At 34.8% G+C, this 26,633-nt stretch carries 23 protein-coding genes, 1 pseudogene and 2 riboswitches; of the genes and pseudogenes, 7 read left to right on the top strand and 17 right to left on the bottom strand.

Features of this window, described 5'->3' with window-relative positions; translation table 11 throughout:
• Window positions 1-70: 70 nt before the first annotated feature.
• The 5 genes and pseudogenes from AT726_RS09470 to AT726_RS09455 all read right to left on the bottom strand — a co-directional run bounded on the left by AT726_RS09470 (window position 71) and on the right by AT726_RS09455 (window position 5,340).
• Window positions 71-1,501, bottom strand: a complete 1,431-nt coding sequence (locus AT726_RS09470; protein ID WP_068759466.1) for a glycoside hydrolase family 32 protein — start codon at window positions 1,499-1,501, stop codon at window positions 71-73.
• A 19-nt stretch (window positions 1,502-1,520) separates the two neighbouring features.
• Window positions 1,521-2,489, bottom strand: coding sequence for a carbohydrate kinase family protein (locus AT726_RS09465; RefSeq protein ID WP_068759465.1), 969 nt, complete (start codon window positions 2,487-2,489; stop codon window positions 1,521-1,523).
• Between the two features lie 87 nt (window positions 2,490-2,576).
• A pseudogene (locus tag AT726_RS09460) lies at window positions 2,577-3,632 on the bottom strand (PTS transporter subunit EIIC).
• Window positions 3,633-3,833: 201 nt separating this feature from the next.
• Window positions 3,834-4,019, bottom strand: a complete 186-nt coding sequence (locus tag AT726_RS13245) for a PTS transporter subunit EIIB (RefSeq protein ID WP_237297073.1) — start codon at window positions 4,017-4,019, stop codon at window positions 3,834-3,836.
• Window positions 4,020-4,350: 331 nt separating this feature from the next.
• On the bottom strand, window positions 4,351-5,340 hold the full coding sequence (locus AT726_RS09455; protein ID WP_055243432.1) for a LacI family DNA-binding transcriptional regulator: 990 nt from the start codon (window positions 5,338-5,340) through the stop codon (window positions 4,351-4,353).
• A 131-nt stretch (window positions 5,341-5,471) separates the two neighbouring features.
• On the opposite strand from AT726_RS09455, the gene AT726_RS09450 reads away from it, so the two are divergent.
• The gene (locus AT726_RS09450) at window positions 5,472-5,900 is read left to right on the top strand and encodes an Hsp20/alpha crystallin family protein (protein WP_055243431.1); all 429 of its coding nucleotides are present in this window, start codon (window positions 5,472-5,474) and stop codon (window positions 5,898-5,900) included.
• A gap of 36 nt (window positions 5,901-5,936) precedes the next feature.
• Here the strand turns inward: AT726_RS09450 and cysK are convergent, their stop codons facing one another.
• Window positions 5,937-6,872 (bottom strand): cysteine synthase A, encoded by a 936-nt coding sequence (gene cysK / locus AT726_RS09445; protein ID WP_068759464.1) that lies wholly within the window; start codon window positions 6,870-6,872, stop codon window positions 5,937-5,939.
• Window positions 6,873-7,289: 417 nt separating this feature from the next.
• Between cysK and AT726_RS09435 the strand changes: the two genes are divergently transcribed.
• Window positions 7,290-8,531, top strand: a complete 1,242-nt coding sequence (locus AT726_RS09435) for an IS110 family transposase (RefSeq protein WP_068759463.1) — start codon at window positions 7,290-7,292, stop codon at window positions 8,529-8,531.
• 270 nt (window positions 8,532-8,801) lie between these two features.
• On the opposite strand, the gene AT726_RS09430 is transcribed toward AT726_RS09435, so the two are convergent.
• Window positions 8,802-10,025, bottom strand: coding sequence for a M20 family metallopeptidase (locus AT726_RS09430; RefSeq protein WP_237252344.1), 1,224 nt, complete (start codon window positions 10,023-10,025; stop codon window positions 8,802-8,804).
• A 285-nt stretch (window positions 10,026-10,310) separates the two neighbouring features.
• Between AT726_RS09430 and AT726_RS09425 the strand changes: the two genes are divergently transcribed.
• Genes AT726_RS09425 through AT726_RS09415 form a run of 3 tightly spaced genes read left to right on the top strand, consistent with a single transcriptional unit; the run spans window position 10,311 to window position 13,155 of the window.
• Window positions 10,311-11,405 carry an MGDG synthase family glycosyltransferase gene (locus AT726_RS09425; protein WP_068759462.1) on the top strand — a complete coding sequence of 365 codons (1,095 nt, stop codon included), beginning with the start codon at window positions 10,311-10,313 and terminating at the stop codon, window positions 11,403-11,405.
• A gap of 5 nt (window positions 11,406-11,410) precedes the next feature.
• The gene (locus AT726_RS09420; protein WP_055275671.1) at window positions 11,411-12,097 is read left to right on the top strand and encodes a polysaccharide deacetylase family protein; all 687 of its coding nucleotides are present in this window, start codon (window positions 11,411-11,413) and stop codon (window positions 12,095-12,097) included.
• Window positions 12,097-13,155, top strand: a complete 1,059-nt coding sequence (locus AT726_RS09415) for a lysylphosphatidylglycerol synthase transmembrane domain-containing protein (RefSeq protein ID WP_055275669.1) — start codon at window positions 12,097-12,099, stop codon at window positions 13,153-13,155. The genes AT726_RS09420 and AT726_RS09415 overlap by 1 nt, the downstream gene beginning before the upstream one ends.
• Window positions 13,156-13,195: 40 nt before the next feature.
• On the opposite strand, the gene AT726_RS09410 is transcribed toward AT726_RS09415, so the two are convergent.
• The 3 genes from AT726_RS09410 to amrA form a co-directional block, all read right to left on the bottom strand.
• On the bottom strand, window positions 13,196-13,612 hold the full coding sequence (locus tag AT726_RS09410; protein ID WP_055275667.1) for a DUF2871 domain-containing protein: 417 nt from the start codon (window positions 13,610-13,612) through the stop codon (window positions 13,196-13,198).
• Window positions 13,613-13,695: 83 nt separating this feature from the next.
• Entirely contained in the window at window positions 13,696-14,682 is a 987-nt protein-coding gene (gene amrS / locus AT726_RS09405; RefSeq protein ID WP_055243426.1) for an AmmeMemoRadiSam system radical SAM enzyme, read from the bottom strand.
• Window positions 14,682-16,085: an AmmeMemoRadiSam system protein A gene (amrA, locus tag AT726_RS09400; protein WP_237297072.1), complete on the bottom strand. Its 1,404-nt coding sequence runs from the start codon at window positions 16,083-16,085 to the stop codon at window positions 14,682-14,684. Before amrA ends, amrS begins: the two co-directional genes overlap by 1 nt.
• A gap of 164 nt (window positions 16,086-16,249) precedes the next feature.
• On the opposite strand from amrA, the gene aspT reads away from it, so the two are divergent.
• On the top strand, window positions 16,250-17,935 hold the full coding sequence (aspT, locus tag AT726_RS09395) for an aspartate-alanine antiporter (RefSeq protein ID WP_055275663.1): 1,686 nt from the start codon (window positions 16,250-16,252) through the stop codon (window positions 17,933-17,935).
• 37 nt (window positions 17,936-17,972) lie between these two features.
• A complete protein-coding gene (gene aspD, locus AT726_RS09390) occupies window positions 17,973-19,616 on the top strand; it encodes an aspartate 4-decarboxylase (RefSeq protein ID WP_068759461.1) in 1,644 nt (547 codons plus the stop codon).
• Between the two features lie 199 nt (window positions 19,617-19,815).
• Here aspD and AT726_RS09385 read toward each other — a convergent pair whose 3' ends face one another.
• The 7 genes from AT726_RS09385 to AT726_RS09355 form a co-directional block, all read right to left on the bottom strand.
• Window positions 19,816-20,268, bottom strand: coding sequence for a zinc ribbon domain-containing protein (locus AT726_RS09385; protein WP_068759460.1), 453 nt, complete (start codon window positions 20,266-20,268; stop codon window positions 19,816-19,818).
• A 137-nt stretch (window positions 20,269-20,405) separates the two neighbouring features.
• Entirely contained in the window at window positions 20,406-21,593 is a 1,188-nt protein-coding gene (locus tag AT726_RS09380) for a M20 family metallopeptidase (protein WP_068759459.1), read from the bottom strand.
• A gap of 20 nt (window positions 21,594-21,613) precedes the next feature.
• Window positions 21,614-22,429: a MetQ/NlpA family ABC transporter substrate-binding protein gene (locus tag AT726_RS09375; protein ID WP_055243437.1), complete on the bottom strand. Its 816-nt coding sequence runs from the start codon at window positions 22,427-22,429 to the stop codon at window positions 21,614-21,616.
• A gap of 34 nt (window positions 22,430-22,463) precedes the next feature.
• On the bottom strand, window positions 22,464-23,144 hold the full coding sequence (locus tag AT726_RS09370) for a methionine ABC transporter permease (RefSeq protein WP_068759458.1): 681 nt from the start codon (window positions 23,142-23,144) through the stop codon (window positions 22,464-22,466).
• Window positions 23,128-24,171 carry a methionine ABC transporter ATP-binding protein gene (locus tag AT726_RS09365; protein WP_055306031.1) on the bottom strand — a complete coding sequence of 348 codons (1,044 nt, stop codon included), beginning with the start codon at window positions 24,169-24,171 and terminating at the stop codon, window positions 23,128-23,130. Before AT726_RS09365 ends, AT726_RS09370 begins: the two co-directional genes overlap by 17 nt.
• Before the next feature lie 94 nt (window positions 24,172-24,265).
• A riboswitch (SAM riboswitch) is annotated at window positions 24,266-24,367 on the bottom strand.
• 84 nt (window positions 24,368-24,451) lie between these two features.
• Window positions 24,452-24,554: riboswitch (SAM riboswitch) on the bottom strand.
• Window positions 24,555-24,659: 105 nt separating this feature from the next.
• Window positions 24,660-25,322: a DUF6320 domain-containing protein gene (locus tag AT726_RS09360; protein ID WP_068759457.1), complete on the bottom strand. Its 663-nt coding sequence runs from the start codon at window positions 25,320-25,322 to the stop codon at window positions 24,660-24,662.
• Window positions 25,306-26,601, bottom strand: coding sequence for a hypothetical protein (locus tag AT726_RS09355; protein ID WP_068759456.1), 1,296 nt, complete (start codon window positions 26,599-26,601; stop codon window positions 25,306-25,308). Before AT726_RS09355 ends, AT726_RS09360 begins: the two co-directional genes overlap by 17 nt.
• Between the last annotated feature and the right edge of the window lie 32 nt (window positions 26,602-26,633).

Genomic DNA, 26,633 nt, shown 5'->3' with positions numbered 1-26,633 from the left:
TTCAACAATTATAACGCCATATCTTTCATCAAAAAAGGGATAACCTAAAATGATTACCCCTTTATTAACACTACAATGACCATTTAGTTAACGTAACGTCACCTGTTCCTGATAAAGTTAATGTTTCATCTAATTTTTTATTATAAATACGTGAAGTAAAAACTTCAGCCCCCTCATTTAAATAAATCTCTAAAATTGAGTTATCAGAGTAGATACGTACATTTGAGATAGCTTTAATCTCAACACGACGGTAATCACGTCCGTATCCACTTCGACCTAATGATAATGTAAAAATTCCATCTTTAAATGTTAATTGACAATCTTCACGAAAATCTAATTCAAATGAAGTTGTATTTTTGAAGTCTAGGTTTAATTCGTATGTATTATTTTCAAATAATTTGAATACTTGTGATTGACCTAAATTAATCTCTTTAATAATTGTTTCATCTTTACGCAGTGCTTTTAGCTCTTCTACTGGCACTTGATATAATTTTTCACCTTTTAAAACTAATTCACGTGGTAATGTTAAACAATGTTGCCATCCTTTTTCAATAGTTGGATTACTGTGTTCAACGGCATCTGGTACACCAGCCCATCCATACATAATAATACGTCCATCATGGTTTTTAAAAGTTTGCGGTGCATAAAAGTCGAAGCCACGATCTAATTCATCAAAAGCACCTAATGATAATATTTGTTTATTTTCATCAAATGATCCAACAGCATATCCACTTTGATAAACATTATGATACTTTAATCCTTTAGCATCCATTCCTTGTGGAGAGAACATGAAGATGTCCTTTCCTTCTAATTTGAATGTATCTGGACACTCCCACATGTATCCCATATCATCTAATCCACCAGCTGGAACACTTAATAATTCCCAATCTGTTAAGTTTGTTGATTTATACAGTAAGACATATCCTTTATCATCAATTGAACGTGCACCTAAAACCATATAGAAGACTCCATCTTCTTCCCACACTTTTGGATCACGAACATGTAATCCCATATTTTTAGGATAATCTTCATTCGTTAATAAAACTTGCTTTTCAGAGAAATTAAATCCATCTGTCGATTTAACCATAATTACATTTTGCTCTCGTCCCGTTAAAATGTAATCATGATCACCTTCGTATTTAACATTTCCAGTATAGAATAAATACATTTCATCATTATGAACTAAAGCAGATCCTGAATAAACCCCATCTACATCTGCAGCGATGTCTGGGAATAAGGCTACTTCATGCTCTGTCCAGTTTACCATATCTGGTGATGTATAATGTCCCCAGAACTTTAATCCACCTTTCGCATCTAATGGTGAATATTGATAAAACACATGATATAATCCTTTAAAATAACATAATCCGTTTGGATCATTAATCCAACCAATAGGTGCCATGAGATGAAATTTATTACGCCACTCATCCCCATTAACTATGGGTAACTGATTCGCTTTTTCTGCAGCAATTTGGTCAATAAACTGTTGTTTTGTTATCATCCTCACATCCTCCTAAAAATTATCGATTCATCATTTCAATCACTGCTTCTTTTGTAGGTAATGCTGCAATGGCACCTTTTTTAGAAACAGTTAATGCTGCAGTTGCTGCGCTAAATGTCATGATTTCAGTCACTTTTACTTCATCTAATTGAACTAACTCTTCTAACGTATTAACTGTTTGAGCAACTTGATATAAGAACGATCCGATATATGAATCTCCTGCTCCTGTTGTATCTTCAGCTTTTACTGTAAACGATGGAACAGTGACTTTTCGTTCTTTTGTGATGAAGTCTGATCCATTTGTCCCTTTTGTATAAATAACAACTTCTACATTTCCAACGAATAATGATTTTAATGCTTCTTGCTCATCTTTAATTCCAGTAATGAATTCTAATTCTTCATCACTAATTTTAACAATATTTGATAAAGGTAAAAATTCTAAAATAGCTTGACGACAAGCTTCTGGTGACTCCCATAATGGTAAACGAACATTAGGATCAAAGCTGATGATTCCGTTATATTTTGTTGCATACTCAATAGCTTTTTTATGAGCTTGTTTAATTGGTGCATCAATCAAGCTAACAGAACAGAAGTGTAAGATTGATCCATTTTCAAAATCTTCTTCATGAATTTCATCTTCACTTAATAACATATCGGCACTTGGATTACGATAGAATGAGAAATCACGCTCTCCATCTTCTTTTAAAGAAACGAATGCTAATGCTGTATTAGCTTGATTTGTACGTCCTACACGTGAAACATCTACACCTAATGGCTTAACTTCTTCTAAGATTGCATCTCCGAATCCATCCATCCCTAATTTTGTTAACATTTGTGCTTTTCCACCTAATTTAGCGACAGCTGCTGCAACGTTTAATGGAGCTCCACCTGGCACACGTAAAAATCCTTCTACATCTTTAAGTGCTACTCCTTTTTGTTGTGGAATGAAATCGATTAATGCTTCTCCAATTGAAATAACTTTTTTCATGATACCGTTCTCCTTTTTGCTATAATACAGAAAAATGAATAACGGAGAGTCCCCCATTATCCATTTTCCATCTATGAATTTATTTAATTAGTCTTCTTTAATCCCAAGAATCCATGTCGCAATGAAAGCTCCTACAACTGCAATTCCCATTGCAATTAAATAGTTTAATGTTGTTCCAGGTGCAGAAATTGCTAAGGCCGGAAGTCCAGTTACTCCAACAGCTGTAAATACAACTTTAGAGAATACAATGTAAGCTCCACCTAAAGCCCCACCAATTGCAGCTCCGATGAATGGACGACCATACTTCATGTTTACCCCAAAAATTGCTGCTTCAGTTACACCAAATAAACAACTAATGGCAGATGGTAAAGCAATTGCTTTTGTTTTTTTATTTTTAGCTAAGAAGTAAACAGCGAATGCTGCCCCACCTTGTGCTACGTTTGCCATTGACCAAATTGGTAATAATGAGTTAAATCCAGTATTTCCAATTAACTCTAACTCAACAGCATGGAAACTATGATGAATACCAGTGATTACGATTGATGAATACCAGTGATTACGATTGATGAATACCAGTGATTACGATTGATGAATACCAGTGATTACGATTGATGAATAAGATCCACCTAATAATAATCCCGCGAAGATACCGAAGTTATTTAAGGCATATGTAAAGAATGTTGAAATTGCTGAACCTACTGTATTAGCAATTGGTCCAATGACAACTAACGCTAAGAATCCTGTCACTAATACAGTGATTAATGGCGTTAATAAAATATCTAACATTTTAGGCATATATTTTCGTGTATATTTTTCAATATAAGACATTACAAAGATAACGATTAAAATTGGTAATACCGTTCCTTGATAGCCTAATAAAGGCATATCAATGATTCCTAATACATTAACTGTTTCATAACCAGTTCCTGATGTCCAAGCATTTTGTAATGCAGGGTGAATCATAATTCCCCCAATTGTGGCTGCTAAGTAAGGATTACATTTGAATTGCTTTGCAGCTGAAATTGCGATTAAGATTGGTAAGAAATTAAATGCTGCAGATGAGAACATATCTAATAACGTGAACCACCAACTATCAGTTAAGTGTCCTAAACCAACTTTATCAACAATCCCTAAAATCCCCATTAATAAACCTGCTGCAACGATTGCAGGAATAATTGGTACAAAGATGTTTGATAGCATACGACAGAAGCGTTGGAATGGATTTAATTTTTCCATTGCTGCATCTTTAACATCTGCTGTACTCATCTCTTGAATTCCAGCAAGTGCTGCTAATTCAGCATACACGCGATTAACTGTTCCTTGTCCAATAATAATTTGGAACTGTCACGCTGTTGAAAATACACCTTTAACAATATCCATTTTTTCAATTTCTGCTTTATTTACTTTTGACTCATCGTTTAAAACTAAACGTAAGCGTGTCGCACAATGCGCAGCACTAGCAACATTATCTTTTCCACCGATTGCTTCAAGAATAACCTTAGCGACTTCGGCATAATTTGGGTTTGTCATAACTTTTTACTCCCCCTAAGTATCATGTCTACAAGTAAATATACTAATCATTTTAGGATGACTAATATATAGTTGAAGATGATACATTGTTTCATTGAGCTGACGACTTATTATTTCTTCTAAACGCCATTATTGTTTTCCATTTTTCTCACTTCAATGTTTACTACTTTGAGTTTCTTTGAGGGAACGTTCCCACAAAGTCCTAAAAAAATAAATTAACGCTTTCTTTTTGGACTGTATTTATAATTGGTTTTTATGGTTACTTAATGAGATTTTTGCGGGAACGTTCCCATCAGGTTCAAAAAAATAATAACCTTCATCACGAAGATTATTATACACTATCACGTTCTATAAGTCTATAATTAAAAATAAAATTGCTTTCATAATTTTTAGAGCTTTCTTTTCCTGATTGAATTAACTGCATTAAAAGATTAGCACTTTTAGCTCCCATCGTCTGAAAATGATAATGAACAGTTGTAAGCCCTGGTGTCATATAAGCAGCGATTTTTATATCACCTAGCCCCATGACTGCAACATCGTCAGGGATCTTATATCCATTTTCTTTTAAATATTCCATACATCCAATAGCTAAGTTATCAGTCACGGCAAAAATTGCACTTGGTGGTTTTGGTAACGACATTAAATGCTTAGTCAAGTTAAATCCACTTTCATGACTAAAATCCCCAATTTGAATATACTCTGATTGAGCTTCAATTTTCTGTTCTTCTAAAGCATCTAAATACCCTTTTTTACGCTCAATTCCAACCGCAACATCATATTCACCAACGCCAATAAATCCTATTGAACGATGACCTTTATCAATTAAATAGTTAATGGCATCTTTAGATGCATGATAATCATCATGAACAATACATGGATAATCTTTTACTTTTTGAGCAACAACAACAATCGGAATATGTAACTGCTCAAATAACTCATAATGTTTAGGTGTAATTTCAGTGGCCATAAAAATAATTCCGTCTACTTGGTTTTTAAAGACTTTTAAATAATCGAATTCTTTTTCAATCGATTGACTTGTATTTCCAATTAGTACTTCATACCCAGCGTTACTTAATTCATTAGTAATTCCTTCAATGACACGAGCAGCTGTTTCTGTACTAATTTTTGGAACAATAATACCAATTAAATTTGTTTTTTGTGAACGCATCGCCTGAGCTTGTCGTCTTGGAACAAACCCCGTTTGTTCAATTACTTCTTTTATTTTCTCGCTAGCTTCCTCGCTGACATATCCATCATTTAAATATCTAGAGACGGTTGACTTTGATACTCCTGCCAGTTTCGCAATTTCAATTATATTCATTGTATCACACCTCTCATTATCAGTTTATCATACCCATTTCATTCATGCAATCTCTCCAAAATAGACACTCAAATATGACAATCGCATATGATATGTTGTATCACTTTTATCTCAGATAAGGAGGAGATAGGATGTCAAACTTAACACCCTTTGGCGGAAAAAATGAATCATTAGCACCCGTTAATTTTTTTGATATTTTTAATCATATGGAAACGATGATGTTAAACACTTTTCAATCTGCTTTTACACCAATGAATAATACAACCTTTAATGATCAAGGAACAGAATATATTTTCACGTTGACACTTCCAAATTTAAAACGGGAAAATATCCAGTTAGCTGTTGAAAATCAAAATTTAATCCTAACAGTAAAACAAGTTGTTCAAGCAAATGAAGAAACAGGACAAGCTTACCAAAGTAGTTCTTTTTCACAAAGCTTCAGTCTATACGACGTTGATGCCGATAAAATTACAGCCAACTTAACTAATGATACACTTACCATTGTTCTTCCAAAAAAAGAATCAATGGTCATCAATCGTCGACTAATTAATATTTTATAAAAATACTAAAGGTGAGCTAAAATGCTCACCTTTTCATTAGTCTTCATTATATAATCCAGTTGATAAATAGCGTTCACCTGTATCTGGACAAATCACAACAATTCGTTTCCCTACATTTTCTTCACGTTTAGCTAACTCAGTTGCAGCATAGACCGCTGCTCCAGAAGAAATGCCCACTAATAAACCTTCTGCATCCGCTAATAGACGTGATGTTTGAAAGGCATCTTCATTTGATACAGAGATAATCTCATCAATAATATTGCAATTTAAAACATTCGGAACAAATCCAGCACCAATTCCTTGAATTTTATGAGGGCCGGCTACCCCTTTTGATAAAACGGGTGAAGTTGCTGGTTCAACTGCAACTACTTTCACATTTTGGTTATATTCCTTTAATACTTCTCCTACTCCTGTGATTGTTCCACCTGTCCCAACGCCAGCAACAAAGATATCCACTAATCCATCTGTATCATTCCATATTTCAACAGCTGTCGTCAAACGATGAATAGCTGGATTAGCCGGGTTCTCAAATTGCTGAAGCATTATCGCCCCCGGAATTTCTTGACAAAGTTCCTCAGCTTTAGCAACGGCACCTTTCATCCCTTTCGCCCCTTCTGTTAAAACAAGGTTGGCACCAAGAGCTTTTAATAACTTTCGACGCTCGATACTCATCGTGTCTGGCATCACTAACGTTAATTGATAACCTTTAGCTGCCGCAACAAAGGCTAAGCCAATCCCCGTATTTCCACTCGTCGGTTCAACAATCATCGATTCTTTCGTTAAAACCCCTTGGCTTTCAGCTGCTTTAATCATGGCACAAGCAATTCGATCTTTTACACTTCCCGCTGGATTAAAATACTCTAGCTTAGCAATTAACTCTGCCTTTGCTCCTACTTGCTGACTATATTTGTTTAAACGCAATAAAGGTGTATTCCCGATTAGTTCAACTAAACTATCCACAATGTAACTCATCTATTCCCCTCCTCGTATAATAAGTTTAAGCCCTTCATTTAGGGCATGAATTGTTCTTTGAAAACTGAATGAGTTTTCTTTACCTAAATGATTCATTTAGTGATCTCTTTTTGTCTCAGATACCCTCGGACGTTCCATCATATAGGTAATGGAATTGGATCCATCAGGAATATACTTTTCCCTCCTGTAGTTCGACTACATTTGAAGACTGTGACCCAGACCCAAACTGTTCGGCATACGCACAAGCTGTATCAACTCCTTCTATGTTCCTCTTCTTAACAGGGTTGAGGGCAGCACTCATAGCTAAAGTCTTTAGAATACTTATACGCGAGGTTGTCGCCACGTTTGGGACCCTAGGGATGTCCAGCCGTATCCGAGTTTATTCCAAATTCATTCAAAAGAAAGGAGGTCCCTTCCATGAAATTATTTGTCGGTATTGATGTTAGCTCTGAAAAACTTGATGTTTGTTTTCTTGATAGTTCAGACACGACGTTAAAAGAAGTTACCCTTCCTAATAACATTAACGGTGCCTCTTCTATCAAAGAAGATGTTCTCCAGTTTCACCAATCATTTAACTATGAAAAAATCGTGATTGGAATGGAGTCTACTTCGATTTACAGTTTTCATCCTGCAACTTTTTTATCTGAAGATCTTGAACTAAAATCCTTAGGTCTCGTTGAAGTCGTTATCCAAAACCCTAAGTCCATTCATCGTTATAAAGGGCTTTTTGAAGAAGATAAAAACGATCGAATTGATGCCTTTCGTATTGCCGACTTCTTACGTATTGAACGATTTAATAAGACAGTTTTAAAAGAGGAACGCTATGTCGCTCTTCAACGTCTGACTCGTTCGAGATATCAAATGGTTCATCAACTCACCGAATGTAAACAGCACTTTCTTGAGAACCTTTACTACAAGTGTAATACCCTCTCTAAAGAGCTCGATACCTCTGTTTTTGGTGCGACCATGCTCGATCTTCTTTCTGATGCACTAACCCTCGATGAAATGGCCGAAATGGAGTTAGAAGATTTAGCTAACCTTCTACAAGAAAAAGGTCGAGGTCGTTTTAGTGATCCACAGAAATTAGCTAAAGCCATTAAAAAAGCTATTCGTGATTCTTATCGATTGGGTAAAGTCGTTCAAGAATCAGTAGACATGGTTTTAGCGACTTATGCACGATTAATCCAAACGTTGAAAAAACAGATTAAAGATTTAGAAAAAAGCATTGTGGCGCTCTTTGAAATTGTAACAGAAGCCCAATGTTTAAAAAGTATTCCAGGTATCGGTATTGTTTATGCCGCCGGTATTGTCGCTGAAATCGGTCAAATTGAACGTTTTGAAAATGAAGCCCAATTAGCCAAATATTGCGGTCTCTACTGGAAAAAAAATCAGTCTGGAAACTTTGAATCGGAACGTACACCACTGACACGAACAGGCAACCAATATCTTCGGTATTATATGGTTGAAGCTGCCAACTCTATCAGACGACACGAAGATACTTACCGCTTGTATTACCAAAAAAAATACGATGAAGTTCCGAAATTTAAACACAAACGAGCCCTCGTCCTAACCGCTAGAAAATTAGTGCGTTTGGTGGATACGCTGTTACGTAACCACCAACTCTACACGCCGGAAAGGAGCGTATCACTCAAAAGCTAACTGATTGCTTTTGAATCCTTTCTGTCTGGCGCTAGGCTAAATTTTTAAAAAATTAGCCGAGGGTCTAGTTCAGTGCGTCCAACTTTTAAAAATCTTTATCTATTTTTTTCAATCATATACTTGACTTAATACCACAAGTCTTTATATTAATCATTATATTTATTCGTACGCTTCAAATATTCTTCCGTTCATTAAAAAATTATACATTAATGTATATTTTTGCCCCTTTATGTATCTCTTAGTTGAAGAACATATAAAAAGAGGGCTTCTTTAACCCCTCTCTTCAATTACTTCAGATAAATGAGCTTCTTTTATTTTTTGGAATTCTTCTTTAATCATTTTCAAACAATCATCATCCGTCAATAAGCGAACTGCAATACGCGCTAAAATGATTGCGCCATCAATAATAGCTTGATCACCTGCTTCTGATTTAGCTGCCTGTTTAAATTCCTCCGTATGAATCGTAATAGAATCATTACAAATTTTAATCGTTGGATGAATCGTTGGAACCACCTGGCTCACATTTCCTGCATCGGTTGAACCAATGCTTTTACAATCTTTCGTTTTAACCTCTAACCCTAATCGATTGGCTTCCTCAATAAAAAGATTTTCGAAACTTGGGATAATGAACATTTCCCTCACTCGGTTAAGTGAATCATCATATTTAAACCTACATCCTGTTGCTAATGCAGCACCTTGACCAATTTTTAAAATTTTTTCTTTATAAATATCACATAAATCAGATTTAGGAGCTCGAATATAAAAGCTAGCTTTCGTATATGCAGGTATAATATTTGGCGCCTCACCACCATTTGTAATAATTCCATGAATTAAAACCCTTGGTGGCATTTGCTGCCGCATGGCATTAATCCCACTATAAAATAGAAGCATAGCATCTAAGGCATTAATCCCTTTTTCAGGTGCTGCTCCCGCGTGAGAAGGACGACCAAAAAACTCAAATTCAGGTTTAACAATCGCAAGGGTTGGTTGAGTAGGGGCTGTTGTATGAAACGGATGAATCATCATACAGACATCAACTTCATCAAATAGATGCTCTTGTACATAACTCTCCTTTGCATTCCCGTGTGGTCCTCCCTCTTCAGCAGGTGTTCCGTAAACAACTACCTTTCCACCTAACTCATCAAGGACTGAAGAAATAGCTAAAGACGCACCTATACTCATCATAGCAATAATATTATGACCACACGCATGCCCTAAGCCTCTTAATGCATCATATTCAACGAGTATTCCAATTGAGGGTCCTTCCTTCTGACTTTTCTTACGCGCAATAAAACCTGTTGGATGGGTAGCAATATCAATCTCAACCTCAAATCCTTCCTCTTTTAATAAATTAGTCAGTAATTGACACGCAAATTGTTCCTCATTGCCTAATTCAGGTTTTTCATGAATTTGATGACTCATCTTCAAATATAATGGCGCTTTTTCTTTAATATCATTTGCCACTCGTTCAAAATAATTTTCTACTTGATTCATCATCTAAATCCCCTTTTCTGATCCATAATTTTTCCTAAACTCTAGCTGTTACTACATTATGTTAATTTATCCTAATCGACACGGTTATACTCCTAATCCAAATATATTCATTATTCAGGGTAAGAAAACAGTTATTGTTTAAACTTACACTCCCTTGTTAGTTAAAATACCATTATTTTCTTAACGTATTATTCAGAGAATCTTTAAAAAATCTTAAGATTTTTATAGAACAAATCTAAAGATTTAATTTCTATAATAAACCTATAGGAAACAGGAGGAAATAATATGAAAGTTCTAATTTTAACAGGGAAATTTGGAATGGGGCATTACTCAGCATCCTATTCAATAGAGGAACAACTTAAATCTACCATTGAAAATTCAGATGTTACGATTGTCGATATATTCGACTATACACTGCCACATATCTCAAAACTCATTTACCGAAGCTTTAGTCTCCTTATCAATCGAGCATCTATATGCTATAATATATTTTATAACTATACAGAAAATGGCAACGAAACTTCAAAACCTATATTAGGCGATTACTTCTATAAATCACTACAACAATTACTTTTAATTACAAAACCAACAGTGATTATTTCAACCATTCCTTATTGTTCTCAGTTAGTTTCTCATTATAAAACTAAATCTAGTTGTCAAATTCCACTGATTACTTGTATTACAGATATTAGTAGTCATTCAGAATGGATTAATGATCAAACAGACTGTTACTTAGTAGGAAGTCCTTCTCTTCAGTCAGAATTAATCGAAAAAGGAATTCCTCGAAATAAACTTCATGTAATCGGAATTCCAGTCAAATTAGCCTTTAAATCCCATCATGTATTACCTCAGTTACATCAAGAAAATAAACACCTTTTAATCATGGGTGGTGGTCTAGGTTTATTGCCAAAATCAAAAAAGTTCTATGAAGAGTTAAATAACTTAAAAAATATAAAAACAACGCTGATTACAGGAGGGAATAAAAAACTTTTTCAGAAATTACATGGAAAATATGAAAACATCGATGTCATTGGTTTTACTAATCAAGTCTATAACTACATGCAACAAGCTGATTTAATCATCTCTAAACCAGGGGGAATCACTATATTTGAAGCGATTCATTCCGAACTACCGATGTTAATTATCGAACCTTTTTTACAACAAGAAATGAAAAATGCTCAATTCATTAATTACCATCGACTCGGTCGAATTATATCAAAACGGCAACTGATAAATATTCACTATCTCTCTCAAATTTTAAATGATGAAACGAACCTCTACGAAATGAGACAAAATATGAAGTCACTTAAGCAGCAGCTCAATCATGCGACACTTGATACCATTATCCTGTCTTATCAAAACTGTCAGTTGAGAGCCTAACACTAATGATTTTTTTATTATTACCACTAAGTGTGTTTATCATCCACTCAATTTTACCAACCTATTACCATAAACACTTTAATTCAAATGCAATCACCGATACTCAACAACAAGGAATACTTCTCACCTTTGATGATGGACCTGATGAAATCTATACTGAGAAGCTTCTCGATCTCCTAAACAAACACGATATAAAAGCTATCTTTTTTGTTGTTGCAAAGAACGCTAAAAAATATCCTCATCTCATCAAACGTATGATAGATGAAGGACATGAAATCGGTCTTCATTCACTCGAACATAAAAATGCATGGTTACATAGTTATTTCTATACAAAAAAAGACTTTCAACAAAGCCTCGACATTATGAATCAATTAAATGTAACGTGTCACCTTTATCGTCCACCCTGGGGACATATGAATTTATTTACTTATCACTTCATGAAAAAACATCAATTAAAACTTTGTCTTTGGAATGTCATGATTCAAGACTGGAAAAATCAATCTAAATCTCTCTTAAAAGAACGATTGATTAAACAGTGTCATTCAAATTCAATAATCTGTTTACATGATTCTAGTCATGATTGTGGCGCTGATTACGGGGCCCCTTTAAATACAATCGGTGCCTTAGAACTAGCCATCCCACAATTAAAAATAAAAGGATTGAAATTCATTTCTCTAGAAAGGAGCCAGTAATGAATAATAAGCTAAAATCATCAGTAAGCCTTTTATTTATGATTTCTCTAATCATAATTACAAGCTATTTTATTTTTAAAGATCAATCTTTACCTACGTTACTTCAAACATTAAAAGATGTTAATTTATTCTATATTATATTAGGCCTTTGTATGATGTTTATCTTCGTTGGGTGTGAAGCCATGAATACATTCTCAATTATGCGTGCCCTCGGACAAAAGATTTCCTACATAAAATGTCTAGGATTTGCATTTATCGGTTTCTATTTTAGTTCAATTACTCCCTCTTCCTCTGGTGGGCAACCCGCTCAAATGTTTTATATGAACAAAGCTAACATCAATCTTTCTTATTCTTCCTTAAATTTATTAATTATTACCGTTGTCTATCAAATGGTCATGATGGCATACGCTGGAATTATGTTCCTTCTGAACCATGAATTTATTATGACTAATCTTCATGGAATTCAATACTTCTTAATGTTTAGTGTAACAATTAACCTTTTATTAACGATTGGTATTTTATTAGCGATGTTTTCAAAAAAATTTATCTATCAATTAATCTACTTAGTTACTAAATGGTTAGCCTCTATTCGAATCATAAAAGATGTAACCACGACACGATCTAAACTAGAATCACTAGTAAAAGAGTATACGATAGGAGCAGATTACCTTAAAACACAACCCCTTTTATTACTCCGTATCGTTTGTACAACAACCATTCAATTAACTTCTACTTATCTAGTGCCCTATTTTGTTTATAAAGCATTCCATCTTAACGACTTTACTTTATTACAAATTATCTCGCTTCAGTCATTAGTCTCATTAGCTGTTTCATCCATTCCACTTCCTGGGGCAGTTGGTGCTTCAGAAAATGCATTTATGAGTGCTTTTAAACTATTCTTTGCAAGTAACCTTATCGTCCCAGCGATGTTGTTATGTCGTGGAATTAGTTTTTATGCCTTTTTAATTATTAGTGGAATTATCTCAATGATTGTTCATTTCCTTTTAACAAAAGAGCAATCGACAACTCCCCCATCAAAATCTATGATTTCAATATAAAAAAGACGTATTGAGCCCCATCACTCAATACGTCTTTTGATTATTTTGTTGCAATGGTACGTCTAAGATTCATAAAGAATAAGATAAGTCCTACTCCTAATAAAATATGACCAACACCAGATATTCCTGAAACTGAGGCATTAACTGCTTTAGAAAGTTCAGCATCTTGAATTTGTAAAAATCCACGAACTGCCATCATTAGTGATGTTAAAATTAAACCCGCATTATAAGTCATAAAAAATCCATTAAAGATTTTTTGTTCACTTAACTTTAATGTTGTTTCTAATGCTAACACAACTAAAAAAAATAACATACCTAAAGTAAATAAATGAGTGTGTAATAACGATAAATTCGTTTTACCTGAGAAACCAACAACTTTCGTATACTCTCGATACACCACACCCGCTACTAATGCAACAATTGTATAAACAAATGCCGTATTTGATATTTTTTTCATTCTCATTCATCTCCTCTTTTTCAACAGGAGATATTGTACATGGACTCTTAATTAAAGTCAAATTTCATGCATTGCTTTTAACATCATAGCTTAATGGGAATTGGTATGTGACAAGTTGGGCATTTTGACTCATGAATTAAACAACGTGTCTCATATTGATGTCGTTCAATTAAACGTTCATGACAATTCGGACAATAAGTGTTCGTATCAGCACCCGCAACGTTGCCGATATAGACATAATTTAGATATTTCTTAGCAACCGCCACAGCTTGAGCCATGATATCAACATTTGTAGCTTCATTTTTCATTTTATAACGGGGGAAATAACGACTTAAATGTAGCGGGATATCTGGATTAATGGACGCTAAAAACTGGGCAATTTGTTCTACTTCTTCTAAAGCATCAAATTCATCTGTGACTAATAACGTGGTAATTTCAATATGAATATAGTCATTAGCACGTCTAATCGTCTCTAGAACTGGATCTAGTTGAGCGCCGCAAATCTTTTGATAGTAACGATTTGAGTACCCCTTTAAATCAATATTCATTGCATCAACATAGGGTAATAATTTCATTAAAGGTTCTTCATTAACGTAACCATTTGTGACAATAACAACACTCGTGTCAGGATTACGACGCTTTAACTCTTTTGCCGTATCATAAACGTATTCATACCACATTAGCGGCTCATTATACGTGTAAGCTATTCCTGCATTATTCTCAACCGAAGCTAAGGCCTCGCTTAATTCATCAATCGATAGTGTGTCTGTTTTAGGACGATGTTGAGAAATCTCATAGTTCTGACAAAAACTACAAGTCATATTACAACCAAAACTCCCAAGTGATAAAATATTTTTTCCTGGTTTAAAGTGATACAGTGGCTTTTTCTCAATGGGATCAACTGCTGCTGAGGTAACTTCGCCATAGTTGATAACCATTAGCTGATTATTTTGTACAGTTCGAACTCGGCATATTCCTGTTTTTCCTTCTGAAATCAGACATTTATGTGGACATATTAAACATTGAATACGATCTTGTTTTCGTTCAAAAAACGGAACGGGATAATCCACTATCGCTCACCTTCTTTATAACGAATCACTTCAAATTTTTCAATATCAAAATCTCCATCGGGATTAATGCCAGCTTTTTGACAAGCAATCGCTAATTGATCATCTACCGATTCGACTCCTTCTAAATTAGGTAAAAGTACCCCTTTACGCATGCCTTTACTTACAATCACACCATAACGTTTTGGGTCGAGTTCCTCAATACTTGCTGATGTTGGTGTCATAAGGACATCTACGGAGATTTGAATCTGTTTTAATTCTTCAAATCGAACAGGAATAAATCGCGGATCTTCCGTAGCTGCTGCAATCGCATTTCTAATAATTTCTGATGCAACACAATCCGTTGTTGGAAAGATGGTTCCAATGCATCCACGTAATTGTCCGTCTTCCTTTAAGGAGACAAAGACGCCGTGACGATGAGCCACCATAATTTCTGGTAATTCTTCCTTCGCAATCATTGTCTTAGTTTGTGTGAAATAATCCTCTAAACATTTTCTAGCTAATCGGACATACGGATTACTTCCTTTCGGTAACACTTCTGTCATACCTTGCTCCCTCCGTCCAATATATTTTAGTGCTTTGGTTCCAACACCGACTTCGTTAAATTTAACCACTCCATAGCCGACACCAAATGGACTTTGATAAGCGAGCACTTCTCCTTTTATCTCTTTTCCATCTAGTGCTCCCATTAATATTTTCGTCGATCTTAAACCGCACTCTGCAGCCTCTTCAATCATTTCACAATCTAACTCAAAAATATCTAATGGTTGAGAGGATGAAAGCTTGGCTAAAAACTGACGATCAAATTGTTCTCCGTACGGAGAATAAGCATAAGGTCCACTTGTACTTAACTTATGAGATAAATCTCCACTTGCAATCAGTATCGATTTACGATTAAGGTTTTGAGCTACTTGTTGAAGAAGCATCCCAAATTTATAAAGCATTCGATCACTTAAAGGAGCATAAGTAATATGAACTAATTTATAATTTTGATAATATTTATTCACAAAATATAAAGGAACCAATGTTCCATGATCCAGTTCAAAGGGACGTCCATAGGCTCGTAATAATTCTCGATCAACAGAGACAACAGGAACTTGTTCATCTTGGGATAGTTTAAGTAAAACCTCATTAAATTCCATATCAAGCTTTACATCCACCTTTATATCAAAACATTGAAATCGTCTAAAATCACCACTAATATCCTCTCCATCGGAAATGGAAATAGCATTTGAAAACATCGGTCCATGCGGAGTTACAATGATAATTGTCTCAGGTTCTTTAGTTGCAATTTCTTGTGCAATATCATAACAAGCTAAACTTGTTTGATATAACTTTAATTCTTCTCCTTTACCTATATTGGGAACAATTATTGGAGGATGCGGCATTAAATAGTAACCTTCCAAATCTCCACCTCATTTCTTTTTTTATCTTTAGTAGTTTATATCCTTTTACTATTCATATTCTTATCTAAGCAAGATAAAGTGCACTTTTAAAAAGTATAGGATAAAAACAAATGTTTAAAATAAGAAAGTGATGCTAAAAAATTTAAAAAAATGAGGTAATTATTATGACATGGTTCGTACATGCTCTCCAATCACATCCAGAGCTTGCCTTATTTTTAACATTGGCCATTGGATATGCAGTTGGAAAAATTCAAATCGGATCATTTAAAGTCGGATCCGTCACTGGTGTACTTATTACAGGTGTTATTATTGGACAATTAAATATTACGATTGACGACACTGTTAAGTCTGTGTTTTTCCTTCTTTTCTTATTTGCATTAGGGTATAATGCCGGACCTCAATTTTTTAAAGGATTAAAAAAAGAAGGAATTCCTCAAGTAATTTTTTCTGTTATCGTCTGTGTCATTGGTTTAATTTCTACGATTATAGTCGGAAAAATTCTCGGATACAACGCTGGTCAGGCCTCTGGTTTAGCTGCAGGCGCTTTAACTCAATCAGCAGTTATTGGTGTTGCACAAGATGCTATATCAAACTTAAGTATAGCTGCTAGTGATAAAAAATCAATGATGGATTTTGTGCCCGTAGGTTATGCCGTAACATATATCTTTGGAACGATTGGTTGTGCTTTTATTTTAGCCACTGTTGGACCAAAAATACTTGGTGTTGATCTTGAAGAAGAAAGTAAAAAGCTTGACAATATCTCAAAAGATAAACTTGAAAATAGCTTAGAAAATTCACGGGCGGGTGACTTAGACTATCGTGCATATATTATTAGTGACAAATATGTTGGACAATCAGTTTCAACTATTGAAAAAAAACTGGCACGAGATAGTATTCGTTTATTCCTTGTTCGAATTAAACGCGAAAATAAAGTGTTCAAGCCAGCCGGTGATGAGGTCATTCAAAAAAATGATCATGTCGCTTTCGCCTTTAAAGAACGAGATGTTGAAAAAATTAACTTATTAGATATTGGACAAGAAATCTCAGATTATCACTTAATTAACTTCCCAACAGAATCACTAGCTGTTTACGTTAAAAGTGATAAGGTTATTGGTAAATCAATTAAAGAAATTCGTCATCATACACTTACTCGAGGAGTATTTATTTCTAAACTTCAAAGTACTGGTGAAGAAGTACCTTACCAAAATGATACAATCGTCCAAAATCATGATGTTCTTACCTTAACTGGACCGGTAGATGACGTTGAAGTACTGGCTTATCAATTAGGTCGTCCAGCGCGTAATTCTGATGAGACAGATATGATTTTTGTAGGCCTTGGGATTCTACTTGGTGGATTAATCGGGATTCCAGCTTTAATGATTGGAAAAGTAGGAATCAGTTTATCAACAAGTGGTGGGGCACTGATTATGGGATTAATCTTTGGACTACTTCACTCACGTCGTCCAACCATTGGTCGTATTCCCTCAAGTACTGCCTGGTTCTTAAGTAATGTAGGGCTAGCAGCATTCGTTGCTGTCGTTGGAATTAATGCTGGACCTGGTTTTGTTTCTGGATTAAAAACATCTGGAATTAGTTTCTTTTTAGCTGGTGTCATTGTAACTATCATTCCAACATTGGCAGGAATTTTATTAGGGAAATACGTCTTTAAGTTCAAGGCACCCATTACACTTGGTGCTACTGCAGGAGCATTAACAACAACTGCTGCTATCGGAGCTATCTGTGAAAAGGCGAAAAGTAATGCCCCTGTACTTGGATACACTGTCCCATACGCGGTTGGTAACATTTTATTAACCGTTTGGGGTTCTATCGTCATTATCTTCTTCTCCTAATTTAAAAATAGTTTGAACGTTTGAAAGGAAGTTTTATATGACAACACACGAAGAAAATAGACGTAAAAAAATTCAAGATATGATTAAGAAGGTTGAAAGCTTAAGTCCATTCGAATTAAAAGATGAACTGATTAAAATGGCTAAAAAATCAGAGCAAAAAGGCATTCGAATGATGTTAAATGCTGGACGTGGTAACCCAAACTGGACAGCCGCTACTCCTCGTCAAGCATTCTTTACTTTTGGACAATTTGCCGTAGAAGAAACCCAACGAACATGGTCTGATAAAGATTTAGCGGGAATGCCGGAGAAAGCAGGAATTTATAATCGCTTCTTAATGTATACAAAGCATAATTCTAATGCTCCTGGTGTTGAGTTATTAAAAGCTATTATTGAATATGGAATTAAGGAACATGATTTTGATCCTGATAGTTGGGTATTCGAATTAACAGATGCTATTATTGGTGACAATTATCCAGTTCCTGATCGTATGCTAATTCATACTGAAAAAGTAGTTAAGGACTATGTCATTAAAGAGATGGGAGGTGACCCTAAAACAGCAACTCATGATTTATATGCAGTTGAAGGTGGAACTGCTGCTATGTGCTATATCTTTGATTCATTAATCGCCAACCGTATTTTATCACCAGGTGATAAAATTGCTCTGTTTGTTCCAATCTTTACACCTTATGTCGAAATTGCAAACTTACCTCGCTATCATTTCGACATTGTTAAAATCTATGCTTCTGAGGTTAATGAAAATGGACGCCATACGTGGCAATATCCTAAAGAACAGCTAGATAAATTAGCAGATACTAAAATTAAATTAGCCTGCGTCGTTAATCCAAGTAATCCACCCTCAGTGGCAATCAATGAAGAGTCTATGTTCTACTTGAAACATATTGTTGAATCTAAAAATCCAGATTTAATGATTGTTACCGACGATGTTTATGGGACATTCGCAGATAAGTTTCAATCTTTAATGTGTTCAATGCCTTACAATACACTAGGCGTTTATTCTTACTCAAAATACTTTGGTGTAACAGGTTGGCGTCTTGGCGTCATTGCCTTAGCAAAAGATAATGTCTACAATCATTTAATCGAGCAATTACCCGAGGACGCAAAAGATATTTTAAGAGAACGTTATGGTGCTTTAACAACTGATCCAGATCATATTCCATTTATCGACCGTATTGTAGCAGATAGCCGTCAAGTCGCACTTAACCATACGGCCGGATTATCGACCCCACAACAAGTACAGATGGCATTTTTCTCAATCTTTGCTTTACTAGATAAAAATGATACGTATAAAAATCAAACAAAAGAAATTTGTCGTCGTCGTAAACAGTTATTACATACTTACCTTGATGAACTTACCTTAGAAGAAAATCCTTATAGTACGTCATACTATGACGAAATTGATTTACTGGTTTGGGCAAAACTTAAATATGGTGAGGAATTCGTTGAATACCTTAAAGAGGAACGAAATTCATTAGAGTTCTTATTTGAATTAGCTGATCGTTACAGTATTGTCTTATTAAATGGTAGTGGATTTGAAGGACCATCTTGGTCAATTCGTGTTTCATTAGCTAACTTAAAAGATGAAGAATATGCTGAAATCGGTAAAGCTATTAATGAATTATTCGCTAAATATGCAGAAGATTGGAACGCATTTAAATGGTAATCACTATACAGAACTGATATCTAAAGTTACTTTTATAAATCAAAGATTTTCATGATGTAACAACTTATCTCTCTCTATATATAAGTAGCCCTAAAAGAATGATATACCAAGCCTGATTCTGAAAATGTAAAATATATTTCTCTATGTATATAGATAACAATAAGAAAAAGCTGTTGATTTAAACGTCAACAGCTTTTTCTTATAGTAACTTTCCACATTTAATACATGTCGTTGCATGCCCTCCATTTTCCATTCCGCATTCCGGGCAAATGGTCGAAACAATGGTTTCTCGTTCATCATTTAATTTACTTCCACACGTTTGACAAAACGTTGATGAAATCGGCATTTCCGTTTTACACTTCTCACATCGCTTAATCCCTTTTAACTCGTTTAACATCACTTCATATCGATCAATAGTCTGTAAACATCCACCAATTCCTTGGCAAATATCCGTATATACTAACTCCGGATTATTCTTATGCATCTGATAATAAAGTTGTCCCAACTTCATATATAATTTATTTAGTTTCTTCTCTTCCTCAGAAATTTGCGAATTAATTTTTGTCATCTCAGCTAGTTCTTTCGTTTTTTTCATCGCATCTTGTCCTGTTTGAGAAACTTTCTTTCCAAGTCCTTCAAAAAATGAATTCATTTCTTCTCCTCCTATCCCAACAGCTTTGATTAAATTACTTCATTATATTCACTAATCATCACTTTATGTTTTCTTCAGCAAAATAACAATGATAAAAACAAGAAAACACATAGATTGCTCTATGCGTTTGTCTTTGACTATTCAGCTTTTAACAATGCAAACTCATCTTTAATTTCTTTTAATTTTTGAGAATCTAACAGTAACTCTAAACTAATACGTGCTAAAATTTCAGCACTATCTAAAACCGCTTGATCACCTCTTTTAGAAGCCGCCGCCTCTTTGAACTCTTTAGTATGACCAGCAACATGAGGTTCACAAATTTTAAGTGATGGATGAATCGTTGGAACCACTTGACTCACATTTCCTGCATCTGTTGAACCACGTGAAGCATTCGGATCAAGTTCCTCTACTTCTAGTCCAAGGTCAGTCACCACTTTTGTAAATAATTCATTAAACTTTGGATAAACAATTAAATCTTCCACAATATTTTGATAAGTCGTATATTTTAATTCACATCCCGTCGATAAAGCTGCTCCTTCTGCTGCTTTAATCACACGTTCAGTCACTTCTTCGCAAACTTGAATCGTATTAGCACGAATATAGAATCTTGCTTTTGTATATTCAGGAATAATATTTGGAGCATCTCCACCATGTGTAATAATTCCATGAATACGAACATCTGGTGTCACTTGCTGACGAAGTGCGTTCACTGCATTATAGAACAAAATCATCGCATCTAAGGCATTAATTCCTTTTTCAGGACATCCCGCTGCATGAGCTGGTCGTCCAAAGAATTCAAACTCAATTGGATGATTAGCAAGAGAAGGTCCAGTAATAGTCGTCTTGCTACCTGGATGAATCATCATACAAACCTCAACGTCCTTAAATAATCCTTCGCGAACAAATGATCCTTTTGCACTTCCGTTATCTCCCCCTTCTTCAGCAGGCGTTCCAAATACAACGACTTCCCCACCCGTTTCTTCAATCACTTGAGCTAATGCACAACCGGCTGCTACACTACTAGCCCCGATAATATTATGTCCGCATCCATGACCAAGTCCAGCTAAAGCATCATATTCAGCTAAAATCCCAATAATCGGACCTGGTTTAGAGGATGCTTTACGAGCCACAAATCCTGTTTCATGACCTGCCACATTCACAGTAACATCGAATCCGGCTTGGCGTAATGTCTCACTTAATAACTCACAGGCAAAATATTCTTCGTTTGCACTCTCAGGACGTTCATGAATTTGATGACTAATCTGAATAAAATCTTCTCGACGTTTATTTAAATAATCTTGTACTTTAATAATTTTTTGTTCCATGATAATCTCCCCCTATACTCTTATTCAAAAACTGGAATACTTGCCCCTTTATATTCCTCTTCAATTGCTTTTTTCGTTTCCTCTGTTTGATAAACTTCCACTAATCTTTTTAATGTTGGATTATCTTTATCCTCCGTACGAGCCGCAATAATATTATAATAATTTACAACAGACTCACTTTCTGTATTTTCAATATAGATAGAATCATTTAAAGGTGATAAGTTAGCTTGTACGGCAACTCCATTATTAATAACTGCAATTTCTGCATCAGCTAATGAAAGTGGTAATTGTTGTGCGACTAATTCAACAACTTCAAGATTCTTAGGATTTTCAACAATATCCTTTACAGTTGGTGTAATTCCAACTTCATCCGCTAATTTAATTAAACCCGCATCTTGTAATAATAATAAGGCGCGTCCTCCATTTGATGCATCATTTGGAATTAAAACAGTTGAATCATCTGGTAACTCATTTAAGTCAGAAATTTTTGATGAATAGATTCCCATTGGAGCTAAAACCGTATAGCCAATTGATGTTAAATCTAAATTATGATCGTTAATAAATTGTTCGAAAAACGCAATAGTTTGGAAAGAGTTTGCATCAATTTCGCCATCAGCTAATGCTTGATTCGGTAAATTATAATCACTAAATGTTACAAATTGTAAATCAATCCCTTCATCTGCTAAACGTGATTGAACACTTTTCCAAATCTGATTGACTTCTCCATTAATCCCTAATTTGATGACTTTGTCAGTATCTCCTGATTGTCCACCACACGCTACTAATAAAATTCCTAAACAAATCGTTGTTACAATACTTAATAATTTCTTTTTCATTTCTATCTCTCCCTTTGATTTTTTTCTTTGTTCATTAATGACTGAACTTTCGTTCAAGTACTTCCCCAACACTTTGAACGATTGAAACTAAAATGATAATAATAATGACCGTTACTACCATAATATCTCCCTTATAGTACTGATACCCATAACGAATAGCGAAGTCTCCTAAACCTCCACCACCGACATTTCCAGCAATGGCCGAAAATCCAATTAAGCTAACCGTCGTAATCGTTAGTCCATAAATAATTCCACCTAGCCCTTCTCGAAGTAGGACACGATAAATAATTTCAAATGGCGTTGATCCCATTGCCTTTGCAGCTTCAATCACACCAGGATCCACATTTAATAAGGCTGATTCTACTTGTCTAGCAACAAATGGCGCAGTTCCTACCACTAAAGGAACGATTGCCCCTTTTAATCCAATCGATGTTCCGACAATTGCTCGAGTTAATGGCATAATAAATGCTAATAAAATAATAAATGGAATCGAGCGAAAAACATTAATGAACTTCCCCACTATCAGATTAACTGCTTTTTGTTCTAACAAATGTCCCGGTCTTGTCACGACTAAAACAACTCCAATGGGTAAACCAATTAACACAGCAAACAATCCCGAGATGACCACCATCAATAATGTATCCCATAGCGCTTGAATTAACTCTGGAAAATACGCTACGACATTCGGACAAATTTGATTAAGCAACTGATTCATTCTTTAACACCTCCACCTGAATATCTGAGTTTTCTAAATAGTTAATCGCACTAAAGATTTCTTCTTTGTTACCATGGAAGCTAACAATCAAATGACCAATCGGGGTCTTTTGAATAATCTCAATGCTTCCAAATAAAATACTTGCCTCTACATTAAATTGCTTTGATAACTTCGAAATAAAGGCATGTCCTGTTTGCTGACCAACAAATGAGATTTTAACTAGCTTCTCTAAGTGACTCAGTTCTTCTAGTGGTGCTCTTTCTGCTAATAACTCAAAGATTTTCTCATCTTGGAATAATGAGGACACAAAATCTTTTGTAATCTCTGATTGTGGATTTGAAAAGACACTAACAATATTTCCTTGTTCAATAATACGGCCCTTCTCCATGACCGCAACTTTATGACAAATCTCTTTAACCACTTCCATTTGATGCGTAATTAACACAATCGTTAATCCTAACTCTTTATTAATTTCTTTAAGAAGTTTTAAAATCGACTTTGTCGTCTGTGGATCAAGTGCAGATGTTGCCTCGTCGCATAATAGAACTTGAGGGTCATTAGCCAATGCTCGTGCAATGGCCACACGTTGCTTTTGTCCCCCACTTAATTGGGAAGGATACACATCTGCTTTATCCTCTAGACCCACTAAATTCAAAAGACGTAGTACTTTTTCCTTCTTTTCTTCTTTACTAATTTTTTGACCTTTTAACGGATAAGCAACGTTATCAAAAACAGTTCGTGTCTTTAATAAATTGAAGTGCTGAAAAATCATCCCAATTTTGTGACGAGCTAATCTTAATTCTTTGGGCGATAATTGATTTAGCACTTGACGATTAACAATCACTTCCCCTTCAGTTGGAACTTCTAAAAAATTTAAACATCGAATTAAAGTACTCTTGCCTGCACCACTATATCCAATAATCCCAAAAATTTCACCAGCTTCTACTGTCAAATTAACCTCTTTAACCGCTTCAACAATCTTCCCCTTTAGCGAAAAAGTTTTACTCACATTCTTCAGTTCAATCATATTGACTCTCCTTTCTTGCTGTTTCCAAAATAAAAACGGACTCCTTATGCTGATGAAAGAAGTCCGTTCAAATCTAAATAAATTCTCACTCACTCCCTCATCTTTCAGAATAGCTCTGTCGGATTTAGCACCTTTGTACATTGTACTGGTTGCTGAAGCTTCATCGGGCCTGTCCCTCCACTTCTCTCGATAAGGATTATTATTCAATTAAAAAAACTAAGGATTCCTTCTGAGAAATCAGAAGAACACCTTAGTTTAAAATCAGCATACTAACCTGTTCTCCTCATCTTTCAGAATAGCTCTGTCGGATTTAGCACCACTGTACATCTGTACTGGTTGCTGAAGCTTCATCGGGCCTGTCCCTCCACTTCTCTTTATAAGGAATCACGATTCAATTGGAATTATTTAACTTATGGATACTATAACATCTATTTTTCTATTTGTAAATCTTTTCTTACATAATTTGTATTTTTTATGAAAAATATTAATTAATAATGAAATTTTTTCTTCAACTCATGAATCATCTGACGATCCGCAAAGAAGAATAAACCGACACAAGTAATGATCGTATAATAACTTCCAATAATAGCAATTTGACGGAAGATAATGACTTGGAAATAAATCATCGCTAAAATCACAATTCCCATCAATCCAAACATTAATTGATAAATAACTAAATCCGTAAATCGCTTTGGATTAAGAAGAATCATGACAGTAATTATAGTTGTTCCAGCCATTAACCCCAGCGGGAAAATAATCTCTAAAGACCACCCACTATATCCCAAAAAATAATCAATAATGATTGATAAAGCCGATATTCCAATAACCTGTGTTAAAATATTTGGACCAATATTTCTTTTCACACGTGATCCTAAAATAGCACTAATAGTTAAGTAAAGTGTTGCAGCTGTAATAATGAATACCCAATTCCATTGAAAATCTTGAAAAATCCCACTGATAAATGAGAAGGAGATAATCATCATGGCTAAAAAAATAATGGATTTTCGAATAGAAAAACGGCGTTTTTTTGCAAATTGCTCTGGATAATCTCGTTCAATTTCAAATTCAACCGACTCCAGTAATTGCCCACAAAGTGGACAGTTATTCAATTGATTTTGTACTTTCATCTGACATTTAGAACAATATTTCATGATTAAATTCCTCATTACAAGAGATTGTTATATCAATCCCGTATTTTTTTAAAAATCTGAAAAAGTATCTTTGAATATCTGTTTCCTCTAAAGAGGAAGTAAATGTTAAAACAAATTGATCATTACAAGAAATAACACCACAACGAATCGGTTGATGAGGGGTCACAGGAATCATCATTCGCATTTCCTCAACATATGGAGCTAATGATTCAGGTAACACGACACGCCCTAAATTTGATAACGTTGTTGTAACCCCTTTGTCCGCTTCATGGTAAATATGACGCATGACCATGTTCTTAATTCCTAGTGGTACGAAACGAATCATCATGTTTTTTTGAGCACTGACATTATCATTAATTTTTTGATTCACAACTTCTGGCTTTTTACCCTCATTCAATTGGTTTGAAACGTCTTTTAATAAGTCATCAAAGCTTAAGTTAGGACCTGGCGTAACCGTCACATTAACATTTGAAAAAAAATTTCTTAACGTATGTGAACCAAATCGCCCTCTTAAATCAATAGGAACCGTGACAATAATAGGATGAAAATCCTGATTAAATTTATAATTTTGTTCATAGATCGCATAAATCAAAATTGAACATAGCAAGCTGGATACGGTCACTTCATATTGCTTTGCGATACGAACGACCTGTTTAGCAGACATAATCCCATGAATGACCTTTAATTCTTGAGGACGTTTTTTAATACCTGTTATTTTATATGCTACAGTTGTTTTCGGTATGACTTTTGATTGAGCTTCACTTTTTACCTTTAAAAAACTGTCTTCATCCATCGCAGGTAAAGATGAATGATCTCCTCCTATCACAATGGATTCCGTCGCTAATTCTGGATATAAACGTTTGAGATAATGATAAATGATAACCTTTAAAAACTGAGTGGCTCCTGCACCATCTGCCAGCGCATGAAAGACTTCTAAATGAATCATTTTCTCATAATAAGTAATGCTAAATAAATAATTATTATTTGTAAATTTCGTCATTTTAGAACAAGGATATGTATATTCTTTTCGGATACGAGGCTTTTGTAAGTTCATATCAAAGTAATACCAAAAAAATCCATTACGTAAACGTACACTAAAGGAAGGCATCTCAATCAGTGCTGCCATTACCGCCTCTGATAAAAGATCCGCTTGAACAGCTTCTTTCATCTTCACTGATAAACGAAACACATTCGTTGCCTTTGAACTAGAAACAAGAGCATATAACTTCGCCACATTATCTAATTTACTCCAATAAAACGTTTGAAAATTCTCATTCATCCCTCATCTTCCTTACTGTTTCAATATTAACG

The sequence above is a fragment of the Turicibacter sp. H121 genome (assembly GCF_001543345.1).
Classification (GTDB): domain Bacteria; phylum Bacillota_I; class Bacilli_A; order MOL361; family Turicibacteraceae; genus Turicibacter; species Turicibacter bilis.
Note: the sequence above shows the minus strand (reverse complement) of the source record. Positions and strands in the feature narration are given on the sequence as shown.

Coding starts and splice junctions, on each gene's coding strand:
- AT726_RS09365 (WP_055306031.1), bottom strand. CDS start 24,171: ATGATTGAACTGAAGAATGTGAGTAAAACTTTTTCGCTAAAGGGGAAG.
- AT726_RS09360 (WP_068759457.1), bottom strand. CDS start 25,322: ATGAAATATTGTTCTAAATGTCAGATGAAAGTACAAAATCAATTGAAT.
- AT726_RS09450 (WP_055243431.1), top strand. CDS start 5,472: ATGTCAAACTTAACACCCTTTGGCGGAAAAAATGAATCATTAGCACCC.
- aspD (WP_068759461.1), top strand. CDS start 17,973: ATGACAACACACGAAGAAAATAGACGTAAAAAAATTCAAGATATGATT.
- AT726_RS09370 (WP_068759458.1), bottom strand. CDS start 23,144: ATGAATCAGTTGCTTAATCAAATTTGTCCGAATGTCGTAGCGTATTTT.
- AT726_RS09455 (WP_055243432.1), bottom strand. CDS start 5,340: ATGAATATAATTGAAATTGCGAAACTGGCAGGAGTATCAAAGTCAACC.
- cysK (WP_068759464.1), bottom strand. CDS start 6,872: ATGAGTTACATTGTGGATAGTTTAGTTGAACTAATCGGGAATACACCT.
- AT726_RS09380 (WP_068759459.1), bottom strand. CDS start 21,593: ATGGAACAAAAAATTATTAAAGTACAAGATTATTTAAATAAACGTCGA.
- AT726_RS09355 (WP_068759456.1), bottom strand. CDS start 26,601: ATGAATGAGAATTTTCAAACGTTTTATTGGAGTAAATTAGATAATGTG.
- AT726_RS09420 (WP_055275671.1), top strand. CDS start 11,411: ATGATTTTTTTATTATTACCACTAAGTGTGTTTATCATCCACTCAATT.
- AT726_RS13245 (WP_237297073.1), bottom strand. CDS start 4,019: ATGACAAACCCAAATTATGCCGAAGTCGCTAAGGTTATTCTTGAAGCA.
- aspT (WP_055275663.1), top strand. CDS start 16,250: ATGACATGGTTCGTACATGCTCTCCAATCACATCCAGAGCTTGCCTTA.
- AT726_RS09375 (WP_055243437.1), bottom strand. CDS start 22,429: ATGAAAAAGAAATTATTAAGTATTGTAACAACGATTTGTTTAGGAATT.
- AT726_RS09430 (WP_237252344.1), bottom strand. CDS start 10,025: ATGAATCAAGTAGAAAATTATTTTGAACGAGTGGCAAATGATATTAAA.
- AT726_RS09410 (WP_055275667.1), bottom strand. CDS start 13,612: ATGAAAAAAATATCAAATACGGCATTTGTTTATACAATTGTTGCATTA.
- AT726_RS09415 (WP_055275669.1), top strand. CDS start 12,097: ATGAATAATAAGCTAAAATCATCAGTAAGCCTTTTATTTATGATTTCT.
- AT726_RS09465 (WP_068759465.1), bottom strand. CDS start 2,489: ATGAAAAAAGTTATTTCAATTGGAGAAGCATTAATCGATTTCATTCCA.
- AT726_RS09470 (WP_068759466.1), bottom strand. CDS start 1,501: ATGATAACAAAACAACAGTTTATTGACCAAATTGCTGCAGAAAAAGCG.
- AT726_RS09425 (WP_068759462.1), top strand. CDS start 10,311: ATGAAAGTTCTAATTTTAACAGGGAAATTTGGAATGGGGCATTACTCA.
- AT726_RS09435 (WP_068759463.1), top strand. CDS start 7,290: ATGAAATTATTTGTCGGTATTGATGTTAGCTCTGAAAAACTTGATGTT.
- AT726_RS09385 (WP_068759460.1), bottom strand. CDS start 20,268: ATGAATTCATTTTTTGAAGGACTTGGAAAGAAAGTTTCTCAAACAGGA.